Genomic DNA, 13,143 nt, shown 5'->3' with positions numbered 1-13,143 from the left:
AGATTTAGCTAATTGATAATTTAATGATCAAAAGAATTCTCGACAATCAGGCAAAATTAAACCAAACCAGGCTATGGATCACGACTGGTTTGGTTATCTCTCTTATTACGTTTTACTTTTCACTGCCTGAAGCAAACCTCCTTGCCGGTGTGATGATCGCCTCGATCATTTTTACGGTCTTTGTGATCCTCATGGCATTCGTTGACGGAATCAAACAATACCTACTATGGATACCTCCATTTACCATTCTTCATTTCATCAATAAATACACTGCCAACGAACCCATAGATACCATTCAACTATCCGCCATGACTATATTGGGGATGGCCAGTTTCACGGTTCTTGTATTGCGATTTTGTCGTTTTATAAACCTGAAGAGAAACCACCCGAGACATCTTGATCAGTCGATAATCCCATCTCTATTGTTTCCAAGTTATAGCCGAGGATATGGTGGTAATACTCTCGCTCACGAAGCAATCAGAAATATTCTGCAAATCAGGAAGGGTCATCATGAGGCGGCTAATTATTTTTCGAAACTGGCATTTAATATCAGGAACAGAGATACAACAAACCGACTGTTAACACTTAGCAGACTCAGAGAAATCGCCACAAGCTCTAATTTGAATATCTCAAAACGGGAGTTTGACCATTTATTCGACTATTATCCAAACAGCGTCACTAACCGTATTCTGAACAAACTTATAAACAACCATACTGCTGATAGATCAACCGAGAAGCTTAAAAAAGGCGACAGAGTCATATACCCCTATAGGAAAATATGGGGAGTTGGTGAAATACTGGTCTACGGGGACAGAGTTGCCTGGATATACTTCGCCGATTCAGGCTTAAAGACACTGGGTTTGGAGCACGTGAACCTAGTTAGGGTATCAGGGAAGAAGTCAGAGCATCCAAACCTTGTAAACCTGAATTTCAGCAAAGCAGAACTTGGAATCGAAGAATACTTCGGGTTTGAAAAATACGTTGAAAAGCACTCCCGGCCAGCTTTACTGCTATCAAAAACCTATAACTCAACAGATTCCCTGACTTATTTTGGTGGCAAACCTATCGCACCCAAAGGTTTCAAGTGGCCGAAAAGCGATGTTTATGGCAAGCAGCAATGCATGCAATTCTTAGCTCAGATTGATTTAAGAGATCCGCATTTAGCGAATTTTGAGGGCATGCCAACCGGAGGTATCCTGTATTTTTTCCTGGATGAAAACGTCTATGAAGGCGATGACAGCACGACTCAGTCAGTCTTCTATATCAATGATCATTTAGAGGAAATGCAACCGGTCGAACCTCTCGGTGAGCCCTCCTCCATCATTGGTCGGGAGTCGTACTATGGCGAGCAGACTTATACTTACAGTGGTGATTCATCACATACCATATTTCCCGCCAGATTATTCCCTAAGTTTGAGGTCTGTACCGAGCCCTTCAACGACATCAGATCCCCATATAGTGTTTATTGTCATTACATGTTTGAGATCGGAAGGGAAAATTATGATGACTTGAATAAATCTGTACGCGAACAAGAGGCTAGCAACCTCCTTCACGCCTTGAGCAAAATACACGGCGAAGAATCCGCTCAAAAACGCTTTTCAGATATGGAATTCAGGTCTGCAAGACTGATGGATCCTGACGTGATAACCAAGGATATTATTATCAGTGACCGCGAACCGGGAGTTTCCCCTTTGTTTGAACGGTGGCCGCAATCCTGGCTTCACGTCGGGCTGTGGTTAAGCAAAGCGAGATATTTTTGCCCTACAAGGGGCTATTTTGCCGCACTTCCAGATGTACCGTTAAAGAAAAAGTTCCTGGAAGGCTGTGAAAAGATGGTCCTTAAAGCTAAGCAAAAAGGACCATTTACCCCATTAACAGAAAATGAACGTCGGTCTATCATAAAATGGTCATCTGATATTTTCCTGAAAAGTTTAGAAGTCTGGCATTCTAAAGATAATAAAGATAAAGCTGAGCGGGACGTAGCCTACAAAATCTGGAACTTCTTGCTGTATGAGGTAGAAGGTTCTGCATTGGAAGCAACCTCCCGCTGCCTTGACCTGGAGCAGTCTAACAGAGCCCTGCTGAACACGGCCGAAAAAGATGATTTCCTGAGATGGTTCGAAGGACTGGCGCCTAACAGCACTTTCCACAGGCATCAAATGTTTGGTTATGGCGTTAACGTACAGAATGCGGCAGAAGAAAACATCGATAAAGTGTTATTGCTTCAATTGTACACGGATGGCCCAATGTCCTGGATGTTTGCTGATGTTGGCGCTGTTCAATATTGGATCAGCAAAGATGACCTGAAAAACCGACGTTTCGACAAGGTCACTGTCACCATGGAAGGCGGTTAAATCGCCCTCCACATAAACCGCAGTTTATGTAGTGTCATTTGTTGGCTCCTTTTTTATTCCCAGCATTAACACCAATCCGCCCGGAATTGCCATGACACTGGTAGATAACAAAGTCAAAAGAAAAGCGCTCAGCTGCTTTAAAATGCCTGAATTGTGAGTGGTTATACCCACAATTAACGACAATATCAGGCACGTAATACCAATCACCTTTACGATTGAGTGCCTTTCTCTTCCCTTATTTCTGTATGAGTAGAAAGTAAGGAGCCAATAGTATAGAAACAAGATAAAAAATAGCGGAATAACCATTGACGTAAGAACGATTACGGCAGCTCTCTCAGCACTATCATCTATTATTCCATCAGGTCTCAATACAGGTTCATTAAAGAATTCCCAAAGACAAAATAGAATTGGAAAAAGTAAAGAAGCCAGCGCAGCTCCTACCGCTAGCAATACAATTTTTGACTGCTTGTTACTCATTCGTCATTTTATATCCAGGTTACCAGGAGGGAGGAAATTGTTATCGATACAGAGTAGTTAAATCTCATTTACCATTATTCCTTCCAACTTCGGCCAGATCTCCAGCCACCGCTTACCTGCAACACGCTGTTTAAACTCCTTCGGTTTCATCCTCTTTGAGTTCAGTGTGATGGTATTGGCAAACAACCTCTCTACCCCAAAGGGGGCGATCAGTTCTATTTCGCCATAACTGGACAGTTTGGCCCCAATAGCTGTCTCCAGTTCGACCCAGTGGCTCATCGCATCTTCGGTGGAGCAATATGGTAGATCGTGATTGCGAATATGCATACGCGCCTGGTTTTTTACCGACCAGGGAAGATCTGAGATCAATTTCAGGCGCTCTTCAATCGAAAGGTCCTGCTCCTTGGTGATGTTTGTCTCATCAAAGTAGATAAGATCAATGTCGTTTACAGGTGTGAACTCTGGGTAATCGTGCAACTTGTCCCAGACCAGATTCCTGACGAAACCTGCCCCGATAGACCAGTCATTCAACTTCAGGGATTCTGCTATACGCAAAGCCTCCATACGCATCCGATCCTGCCGAAGCCAGGTTATGATTTGATATCTTAATTTCATATCTCAGAATATGATTTAAAAATAGCGATATGCGATAAAAGAGTGTGTCAAATCTAGGTCAATTCTGCACACACCTTAAATCTGTATGGGGCATCAGGATAGGCAAAACCAGCAAATAGCATAGATGGGATGAATTCCTCTTCAAGCTTTTTGATAATTGCAGGATTGAATATAATCTTTGGTCGAAAGCTGATTAAATTTTTGATCATCACATGACCTTTAATCAACCGGTTCTTCTTACGATACCTCCCTACAACCTTGACGGTTTCTCCCATCCCCCAATGACCATCATAAATATATACCAATTGACCAGCTGAAAAACTGTTGGTCGAGTTCACAACATTGGCCGCCACTAACGGTAAAGATTCCTCGGCCCCCTTTACAGTCAACCATCTCTCCATGGGATAAAAATGGCTGTATATCTCAAACGCTTTTTCCTTGGCCCTTTGGAGATTCATTGGCGCATTCGGTGAATTGTTCACAAGCACATCACTATTACACATACCATACATCCAGGTTCAACTACCTCTTCCAAACCTGACGCCCCAATAATAGAGGAAGGCCAGTTAACACAACCAAAGCGAAATCAAATAGAAAAAGCGTGCTCAACGTATTCAGCGCAACCACCCCTATAGCTAACCTGGGCTTTCTAACCAGGAATAAGATCGTACTGATAAGACTGGCAGCAGCAGATACAAGAGTGCCAATAAAAAAAATTGAACCCGGAGTTGAGGGTGTCAATGCATAAATAGCGTCCTGCTTTGCAGATTCAAATACACTAGCGCAATCACATTGCACACTAAACAGAAATACATACCATATAGCCAGAACAGCTATAAAGTTCAATAATGATAGCAAAGCTGGGAACTTCCCACTTTTTACAATATCCACGGTGATCACTACGGCCATAAATCTAATACTCAGAGTCTTAGCAACTCCCCCCAGAGCTTATCAAATCCCTTAAAGATGTCCCGACATAATGAGTGTCGAGAAGATAATCAAATAGACGCCAAAGCAGATTGACAGAATATAGTTCCAGGAAGGAATATCCATGACGTCCTTTCTCTCATAATGGTGTTTTGCTATCAGTAATGCCCCATATATCCACCCCATAACGACGTAAGTGACGAAGCTTGCATACAGAATGGTTTCCTGCAGTGACAGGTTGCTCTGCGTTAACATATAACCGGAAACAAACACCCAGATAAATTCCAGCGAACTGGCAATCCAGTCGAATTGCCGGCTGCCCAGCGAGTACAAAGCCCTGACCGCTTCGACTATCAACAGCAGTCCCAGGGAAGCCGTCAGGCCCAATATAATTTGATGGAGTATCATCGGAACATCTCAATCCGCTTAAAAAGACAATCCGCAAGGCTACCGATCATTCAAACCTATTCCACTCAAAATCTGATCGACACATTTATCGACTCTCGATAAACGTGTCTTGGATTGTTTCGGGGCAGAAAAATGTAGCAGATAGCCGCGCTGTCGCCCGGGAGTCAGCGCTTCAAATGCCTTCTTCAGATCCGGCATTTCATTCAGTTTCAACTGCAACTCTTCTGGAAATTCGAATTCAGAGGTATCTTTGAAATCAACCTTCAACCCACTCTCTTCAACCTCGATGGCTTCCAGAATATAGGATTTCAGAATGGATTCTTTCCCTGTAATGTCCTCTAAACCAGTAAAAGGAATCCGCCGTGCGGCCTGTGTATTATCTCCCGGCTTTTCCAGAATATTTCCCGGATCTTTCAAAAGCGCCCCTTTGGGAAACAGCAACGCACAGAACTCCTTGAATCCCTGCAAAATTAGGACATTATTATTCTGGTAGGTATAACATGGCTTTCCCCATTTGAGTTCTTCAGTCAGTTGGCAATCCAGAGCTATTCCCCTCAATTTGGACAACGTTTCCTGCCATTGACCGGCTCTATCCAGAAATGCATCAACCTTCGGATTAATTGGATTGACGACGTCTTGGTTCATGAGGACCTCCATATCAGAATGGGTCGAAGTTGACGATCAATAATGCCCTATAGCGCCCTCATTTTACAGACCTTGTTACGGGTTCGGATGGCTGCTTTTTATCCTTGTAATTCTTACATTCGCTCTATTCATTTTTCAGTAATCAAGTATCCATGAGTGTTTTTTACACAACAGCTCAACCTATATTTTACTTTAATTATATCCTTTATATTACTGTTTTATATAGTCTTAGTCGGTTATAGAAATCATCATCTTGTGTCTGGCACGATATTCGCCTCAGCAGGATCAGGAATTAATGTCAGGCCATCATCCGCCATTGATTCGACAGGGATTGACGTAATCAATCCCTAGTAATGAGACAAAATAGGATGATTAAAAAAGGAGAAAGCCATGAATACTACTCATTTTAACAAGCGCGTTTTAGTCACCGTTATTTCTGCCCTATCACTGTCATTAGCCGGCGCAGCCTCTATCGCCGCTGATAAAGAAGGCGATACCGTTTCCAGTCAGATCGAGAGCTCCTGGAAAGAAACCAAGCGTGATGCCAAAACTTACTGGAAAGAATTCAAACAAGATAGCGAACAAACCTGGGACTCCACTCAAGCTGCATTCCGTGATGGCTGGATCGAGGGAAAGCTTGAAACCGCTTTGATGATGAGTGAACACCTCAGCCCACTGGATATCAATATCGAGGTGTCCGATGACACTGCCTATCTGACAGGTGCGGTCGACAGTGAAATCAAAAAAGAGCTGGCAGAGGAAATCGCCCTTGGCGTTGAAGGTATCGATAACGTCGACAACGAATTAGCCGTGAAGGCCTCCCCTGGCAAAACCACGGCAAACAAGGAAGAGGAGCGCAATTCCTTCAGTCAGTTTGTCGATGATGCCGTACTGACAGCAGAGCTGAAAACGGACCTGATCAGCTCTGATAACGTGAAAGCTCTGGACGTCGATATTGATGTTGAAGGTCACAATATCACCTTGAAAGGGAAAGTGAAGTCCGAAGAACAGAAAGACCTTGTCGAGAAAATCGTCGACAATCATCCGGATGTTCACTATATCGACAACCAACTTAAAGTGACTTCATAAGCGCTCATAATAGGTCAATAAGCGACCAACCTACAGGCTCAATTGTCGGCCCTCCTGGAGGGTCGACAATTCTCGCTGCGGCCAGATTAACGCCCCGACCAGAAAAAACTCACTGCAACCTTCTACAGAGAAAGAAAAGCAATGAGTCATTCTCGATCCCCCCCTCTAATTTTACTTTAGCTAAAAACACTCTAGCTCAAGACAGCGAACTAAACGCCTATCTTTTTTATATACATTGTATATACTCTTTTTATCTTCAGAGATCTGAGGTTTCTATGGCAACAAATGACGCTGGTGATAAATCCACTAAGCGAAACAAGAAAAAAGCGGGGAAGAAAGATGCCCAGCTTCTCATCCGCATCAATGGTGATGAGCGTGATGAGTTTATCGCTTTGTGCGAAGAGCAGGACACGAGTGCAGCAAGGGAAATCCGGAGGTTTATCCGTCGATTTATTCAGGATAATAAGAACGACTGAAGATTAATCAGAAACGATCCGTCAATTGCATTGAGGAGATATCACTATGTCTAAGAAAGCTTCCAAAAAAGTAGTCAGCCTGAAAAAAGAAATCAAAGCCCGTAAGGCGAAAGTGGCGAAGCACGAAGGCAAGCTGAAGAAGCTTAAGAAAAAGCTGAAAAAAGCCGCCTGATCAGGCTCAGCCCGGTTTAGGGCTGTCATATCGGTCAGGGCACCGCCCGGCCTGCAAAAGCCCCGCATTTTTGGGGCTTTTTGATGTCAAAGCCAAATTAGCGTCTGGCTAACTTTACCTGAAACTCAGCCCCTGGAGATTGTTTGATCACATCCACTTCGCCTCCCATGGCCCGGGTTAACTGGCGAACAAGCGCCAGTCCAATGCCGGTTCCAATGGTTTCTCGTGTCAGCTCACTTCCTGAGCGATAGAATAACTGAAAAATCTTCTTCATCTGTGATTTGGCGATACCAGGACCGTAATCCCGAACACTCCAGACAACACCCTTGCCCCCTCGCCCCACAGCCCGAATATCGATCTTTCTGATGTCGGCCTGGGAAGAAAATTTTATACCGTTATCCACCAGATTGATGATGATCTGTGTAAATGCGTCCGGATCAATCAGGAGCTCCAGATCCTCTATGCCTGTTTCAATATCATAACTACATTCGAAACCGGCACGCTCCACCTGGCTGTGAATTTTCGACTTCACCATATCCATCAATGATCTGACTGAATAGGGTTTCAGTTCGAGATTCAGATCATTACGTTCCATTCTGGCCAGTTGCAGCACATTGGCGATCAGGCGGGACAGGCGTTCACTCTCATCATGGATAAAATCGTAGTACTCCAATTTCTTCTCGTCACTGACCCACCCTTCACGCAGCATTTCACCGTACATGCGTATGGATGTCAGCGGCGTCTTGAGCTCATGACTGACGGATGACACAAAATCCTGCTGTTGTCGGGTCATCAGAATCTGTTTCATGCCCAGACGATACAGAACCCAGAAACCGACAATCAACACAGCAAAGAGTATCAACGAAGCCCAGGCCACGACAGTTGCACCGGGGCCTGCTGGCAATCGTTTGATGCTCCAAAGCAGCTGGAACTCTCCAAATGGGGAAGATAGTCGCACCTGATGCAGTAATGTCCCAGACAACTCGCTGGAACTGCGCATGCGATACCCTGCTTCCGTTCCTGCAATCACATTCAGAACATTTCCCTGGTAAGCGACAACCAGATCACTCATCTGAGAGAGCGCAGTCTCCAGAAACATCTCGCCCATAAGGCCTTCGATCAGAGCTCCCTGCTCAATAATGGTTCCCTGTATCAGTCTCTCCCCATCACGCCATACCTTACGGAACAGAACAAACTCACCACTTTCCAGAAGTGCGAGCTCAAAAGGATCAATCTCACTTTCAAATATCCGGATTTTATCCTCTGGCGTAGCATTGCCAGTTCCGTAGGGAAAGGTATTACTCTCCAATAATGCTGTTTGCTCTTTTCGGGAAGCTCGAGGTGCCGTCTGAAAACCGCCTGCCTCAGCAGGTGCTTCACGTTGTTTACGCTCCTCTGCCACCGTTTGTTTTTTCTGCTGATATTCTTTCGCCGCCATCTCTTCAGACTGTATAAAAGCCTCTCTCTTGAGTTTCAGGTCCTCGACCCTGGCCTTTGTCTGTGATTTCGGAGAAGACACTAACGATTCCGCTGCACTGAGCTTGTCAAAGACCTGCTGAGAATAGTTGGAGGTCTCGGGGGCAGGAGCAGCCTCGGCTTCCGGACTCTCCATCCTCTGTGCAATGGCTGCTGGTTCTGTAACCTCGTAGGATGAGGAGATTTCGTCGCCTTCGTCATCGTTTTGAATAGCGATCTGTGGTGATCCCTGATCCGCATCTGACAGAACTACCATGCGGTCCCTCTCAGGGCTTCGCTGTCTTGGCACCAGTTGGTTCTGACTTAATACATCCAGTAAACGATCACGCAGTTCACTGCGCTCAGTGATTTCATCAGCCGATAAACCCAGGGTATCGGTCGATGTCAGATCTACCGGCAATAACGGTGTAGTGAACGTGCCATCAGCGTCAACCTGGAAATAACCAATGACGCCCGGTATTTCAGAGGTTACAGGGTACCTGGCCAATGGTGAACGTTCGACAAAGCTGGAAGTGACCGGATCTCCGGCCAGCACCAGAAACTGATAATCCGCATAACTGTGGGCTTCCTCTCTGGCTATGGCCTTCTGCAATTCGCTATCAATCCGGCCCGCCAGCTCTTCTGCCAGAAGGCGATATTGATGAAAGGCCTCCCATTTGATCTGTCTTTGCGTTTGCCAGATCAGGACGGCTGAGGGAATAACCAGGGCCAGAAACAACAAACTCAATACCAGGCGCAGCCGCCAAGGTGTCAGGCCGTGACGTAAATGACGTCTCATCCGGCGCTCACCATTAATTTATAACCACCACCTCTGACGGTCGTCAGATAGCAGGGATTCTTCGGGTCCGGTTCCATTTTGCGCCGAAGCTTAGCGATATGAATGTCCACCGTCCGGGTTTCGATATCCAGATCCCGAGCGTAGCCCCACACTTTATGCAACAGCTCCTCTCGGGATACAGGCCGTTCACGATGCTCATAGAGATATTGAAGAATGTCCATTTCCCGACGTGTGAAAGTGATGTCCTTTGACTCAAACCGGCCGCTCAGATTCAGTGTGTCTATCTCTGCCTGGTCACTTAGCGTCAGGGTGGCCTCATCCAGCTCGTTCACCCTGGCCCTTCGGAGCACTGCCTGAACCCTCAGAACCAGTTGCGCCACTGAGAAAGGTTTGGCCACATAATCGTCGGCCCCAAGTGAAAGTCCCTGAATAATATCCTCGTCATTGGATTTGGCCGTGAGCATAATCACCGGTTGATAACGATCTTTGGTCCTGATGGCTTCACAGATTTCGTAGCCATTATGACCCGGCAGCATCACGTCCAGAATCACCAGATCATACTGGCCGCTCAGAGATTTGCTCATTCCCTCGTGGCCGTCTACAGCGAAATCCACGTCATAACCATGAAATACAAACACATCCACAAGCCCGGTCCGGATCGCAGCCTCATCTTCCACAATTAACAAGCGTGATTTTCGTTGCATCTCTAATCCTGATTCTCTTTACTCTTGATCTATGGTGATCAATTTTCTGGCCAGTATACACCGCCAGGCTACGGTACTGTCTGGTCGGCTGCTTGCTCTGTTATTTCCTCACACCGGGCCAGGCAGTCACCAGGACACACCGAGCCTTCAATCCATGCTCACACTCCTGATTATTTAAAGTCTAACAACATTGCCCGAGGCCACATGTAAATTCTATGTAAATTTCGGGCGATAGGTTTTACATAACCCTGTCTACATCTGCCCTGACCTCCTTTTTACACTGATTCCATCAATCAGACATGAAATACCCGGAGGACTCAATGGCATTATTTAACCGCTTTATACGCCTTTTCAAGGCAGATATGCACGCAGTGATGGATCATTTGGAAGAGCCTGATGTCCTGCTTCGCCAAGCCATCAGAGAGATGGAAGAGGAAGTGGATCAAGGCGCGAGGCAATTGAAAGCCCGCCAGATCGAGCAACAACAGATTCAAAGTCGAATCAGTACTCTGCAGGAATCCGTCGACAACATACAGGATCAGCTCAACCTCTGTTTTGAGGCTGACAACGACCTCCTGGCCAAAACCCTGTTGCGGCGTCGACTGGAGAGCGATCGCTTAATCAAACAGCTGAAGCAACAGGATCATCGGCTATCCGAGGAAATCAGGACGCTTACCAAAACTCAGGAAGACCAGCATCACAGGCTGGAAGCCATGCAGCAAAAGGCTGCCGTATTCGACACAGCAGATGACTCCCCTCACAAAGAGTCCGCCTGGAATGAAGCCCTCAACGGGATGGACCGGATAACCGATGAGGATGTGGAAGTTGCCTTTCTGCAGGAGCAACAAAAACGGGGCAGGAACAAACGAAAAGGAGAAGATCATGAACACGCTTAACTTCTGGCGGGGAGCCGGCGTCGCTCTGATTCTGAGTCTGCTCGGCGCAACGGCATTCAGTGTTTTCTCACCCCTCTTCGGTACTGCGATAAGCGCTCGGGTCATCATTGAAAGCCTGAGTTTAATTTATCTGCTAGTGCTGCTTTACCAGACAAGTGCACGCAGTGGTCGGTTGTTGTCCCTGGCCTCCTGGTTACTGATGAGTGCTTTGTTGTTCCTGTTCAACCCCACAATTCTTATCTGGCTCACGGCTCAGGTTGGCCTGATATGGCTAATCCGCTGCCTTTATCGTTATGGAAATCTCTGGACAGCGGCCACAGACGCAATACTCAACGGATTGGCTCTGATGCTGTCACTGGCAACCGCAATGCATACCCACAGCGTCTTTTTGAGCCTGTGGTGTTTCTTCCTGATGCAGGCACTTTATGTCTATATCCCCGGTAAATGCTCACAAAGATGCCAACTGACAGACACGACTGCAAACACTCAAGCGGGAAGCGACAATTTCGAACGCGCCTATCGTACCGCCGAAGCGGCATTCAAGCGTCTCTCAGCGCGTTCTTAAAACTGATTTAACTGAATACTGATTAACCCGGAGGAATCCCTGATGGCCACCTCAATCAAAGCCAAACTCTTAGCCTTGACCCTTTTTGCTTCAACCGCGTCGGTCATTGCGCTCTACCCCATTTACCAAAGTAATGCTGCCCTCACCCCGATTAAACCCGCGGTACAACCGTTTAAACCTGTCGCCCAGTTGCCCACTACTCAGCTACCAGTGATTCAGGAGAAACCAAAGGTCGAGGTGGTTTTTGTACTGGACACCACAGGCAGCATGAGCGGACTGATTCAGGCCGCCAAAGAGAACATCTGGTCAATTGCCACCACCATGGCCTCTGCAGAACCGGCGCCGGAGATCAAAATAGGTCTGGTGGCCTACCGTGACCGGCAGGATGCTTACGTCACTCAGGTGACGGACCTCTCCACAGACCTGGACTCCATGTATGCCAGGTTAATGGACTTTCAGGCAGATGGTGGAGGCGATACGCCAGAAAGCGTCAACCAGGCGCTCTATGACGCGGTACACAAGATATCCTGGAGCCAAGATGAAAACAGCTATAAGGTCATTTTCCTGGTTGGCGATGCGCCGGCCCATATGGACTACCAGGATGAGGTGAAATATCCGGAGACTTTAAAAATTGCAGGACAACGAGGAATCGTCATCAATACCATCCAGGCAGGTTCCGCCCCAATGACGCGCCAGGAATGGATGCACATTGCCCATTTGAACCAGGGCGAGTACTTCCAGGTTGCGCAATCCGGTAATGCTGTGGCCGTCGCAACGCCCTTTGATGATCAGATCGCCGGTTTATCCAGAGAGCTGGATGACACCCGCCTGTTTTACGGTTCACAGGAACAACGAGCCATACTTGAAAAGAAAAAAGCAGCAACGGACAAGTTACATGCCGCCAGCTCCCCCGCGTCTCAAGCCAAGAGAGCCATGTTTAATACTTCCGCCGCAGGTGCCGGTAACTTTCTCGGTGATAGCGAACTGGTCGAAGATGTGGCCAGTGGCAAAGTCGAGCTGGACAGTATTGATGAATCCTACCTTCCTGAACCTATGAAAACACTCAGCAAGGAAGAGCAAGCTCAACTGATTAAACAAAAATCTGCAGAAAGAGAATCCTTGCGTGCTCAGATTGCCGATCTCACGAGGCACCGACAGGCGTTTATCGAAGCCGAGCTGAAAGCGTCCGGTGAGGAAGAAGAATCCCTGGATTATAAAATCTATAGCGCGGTTAAAGAACAGGCAGCTGAAAGAGGTTTGAGTTACGAGGCTGCACCGGCTTATTGAGCATTGTTTATACCCATAACCAATAACCAATAACTCAGCACCCTGCCCAATGTCCTTTCTTCAAGCGAAGAAAACCTTGGGCTGGGTGCAATCTCGCCTTCCAGACCGAAAGATAGACGACTTTGGCTCAGTCACGGACATCCACTCCGGTTGATGTTTTTTTCATAAGCTTGGTTATAACATTTTATCTCTTACCTAAGTCTGGTTATCCTACTTCTCCATTAGCCTAACCGTGTCTTTCCGCAACCAAAGCTATAAAGCCAGAAAAGGAATC

At 46.5% G+C, this 13,143-nt stretch carries 14 protein-coding genes; 7 read left to right on the top strand and 7 right to left on the bottom strand.

Going from position 1 to position 13,143, the window contains the following annotated elements; translation table 11 throughout:
* Nucleotides 1-23 precede the first annotated feature (23 nt).
* A complete protein-coding gene (locus tag F566_RS0115050; protein WP_020407832.1) occupies nt 24-2,354 on the top strand; it encodes a DUF1963 domain-containing protein in 2,331 nt (776 codons plus the stop codon).
* Nucleotides 2,355-2,378: 24 nt separating this feature from the next.
* On the opposite strand, the gene F566_RS0115045 is transcribed toward F566_RS0115050, so the two are convergent.
* The 5 genes from F566_RS0115045 to F566_RS0115020 all read right to left on the bottom strand — a co-directional run bounded on the left by F566_RS0115045 (nt 2,379) and on the right by F566_RS0115020 (nt 5,426).
* Nucleotides 2,379-2,831 carry a hypothetical protein gene (locus F566_RS0115045; protein ID WP_020407831.1) on the bottom strand — a complete coding sequence of 151 codons (453 nt, stop codon included), beginning with the start codon at nt 2,829-2,831 and terminating at the stop codon, nt 2,379-2,381.
* Between the two features lie 57 nt (nt 2,832-2,888).
* A complete protein-coding gene (locus F566_RS0115040) occupies nt 2,889-3,395 on the bottom strand; it encodes a nucleotidyltransferase family protein (RefSeq protein ID WP_020407830.1) in 507 nt (168 codons plus the stop codon).
* Between the two features lie 104 nt (nt 3,396-3,499).
* Nucleotides 3,500-3,949, bottom strand: a complete 450-nt coding sequence (locus tag F566_RS0115035; protein WP_020407829.1) for a hypothetical protein — start codon at nt 3,947-3,949, stop codon at nt 3,500-3,502.
* Nucleotides 3,950-4,406: 457 nt separating this feature from the next.
* A complete protein-coding gene (locus F566_RS0115025) occupies nt 4,407-4,781 on the bottom strand; it encodes a hypothetical protein (RefSeq protein WP_020407827.1) in 375 nt (124 codons plus the stop codon).
* Between the two features lie 39 nt (nt 4,782-4,820).
* Nucleotides 4,821-5,426: a YdeI/OmpD-associated family protein gene (locus F566_RS0115020; protein ID WP_020407826.1), complete on the bottom strand. Its 606-nt coding sequence runs from the start codon at nt 5,424-5,426 to the stop codon at nt 4,821-4,823.
* A gap of 390 nt (nt 5,427-5,816) precedes the next feature.
* Here F566_RS0115020 and F566_RS0115015 point away from each other — a divergent pair, with 390 nt between their 5' ends.
* From F566_RS0115015 to F566_RS37935, 3 genes are all read left to right on the top strand, one after another.
* Nucleotides 5,817-6,515, top strand: coding sequence for a BON domain-containing protein (locus F566_RS0115015; protein WP_020407825.1), 699 nt, complete (start codon nt 5,817-5,819; stop codon nt 6,513-6,515).
* Nucleotides 6,516-6,790: 275 nt separating this feature from the next.
* Entirely contained in the window at nt 6,791-6,991 is a 201-nt protein-coding gene (locus tag F566_RS0115010; protein WP_020407824.1) for a hypothetical protein, read from the top strand.
* Nucleotides 6,992-7,037: 46 nt separating this feature from the next.
* Nucleotides 7,038-7,163 (top strand): hypothetical protein, encoded by a 126-nt coding sequence (locus F566_RS37935; protein WP_020407823.1) that lies wholly within the window; start codon nt 7,038-7,040, stop codon nt 7,161-7,163.
* A gap of 97 nt (nt 7,164-7,260) precedes the next feature.
* Here F566_RS37935 and F566_RS0115000 read toward each other — a convergent pair whose 3' ends face one another.
* On the bottom strand, nt 7,261-9,417 hold the full coding sequence (locus F566_RS0115000) for a sensor histidine kinase (RefSeq protein ID WP_020407822.1): 2,157 nt from the start codon (nt 9,415-9,417) through the stop codon (nt 7,261-7,263).
* Nucleotides 9,414-10,121, bottom strand: coding sequence for a response regulator transcription factor (locus F566_RS0114995; protein ID WP_020407821.1), 708 nt, complete (start codon nt 10,119-10,121; stop codon nt 9,414-9,416). The genes F566_RS0115000 and F566_RS0114995 overlap by 4 nt, the downstream gene beginning before the upstream one ends.
* 320 nt (nt 10,122-10,441) lie before the next feature.
* On the opposite strand from F566_RS0114995, the gene F566_RS0114985 reads away from it, so the two are divergent.
* The 3 genes from F566_RS0114985 to F566_RS0114975 are packed head-to-tail and all read left to right on the top strand — an operon-like array spanning nt 10,442 to nt 12,869.
* On the top strand, nt 10,442-11,017 hold the full coding sequence (locus tag F566_RS0114985) for a PspA/IM30 family protein (RefSeq protein WP_020407820.1): 576 nt from the start codon (nt 10,442-10,444) through the stop codon (nt 11,015-11,017).
* Entirely contained in the window at nt 11,004-11,582 is a 579-nt protein-coding gene (locus F566_RS0114980) for a hypothetical protein (protein WP_020407819.1), read from the top strand. Before F566_RS0114985 ends, F566_RS0114980 begins: the two co-directional genes overlap by 14 nt.
* A 42-nt stretch (nt 11,583-11,624) precedes the next feature.
* On the top strand, nt 11,625-12,869 hold the full coding sequence (locus F566_RS0114975; RefSeq protein WP_020407818.1) for a vWA domain-containing protein: 1,245 nt from the start codon (nt 11,625-11,627) through the stop codon (nt 12,867-12,869).
* The last annotated feature ends 274 nt before the right edge of the window (nt 12,870-13,143 follow it).

It is taken from the genome of Hahella ganghwensis DSM 17046 (assembly GCF_000376785.1).
In the GTDB taxonomy this organism is placed as follows: Bacteria; Pseudomonadota; Gammaproteobacteria; order Pseudomonadales; family Oleiphilaceae; genus Hahella; species Hahella ganghwensis.
This window is presented reverse-complemented; position numbering and strand designations above follow the sequence as displayed.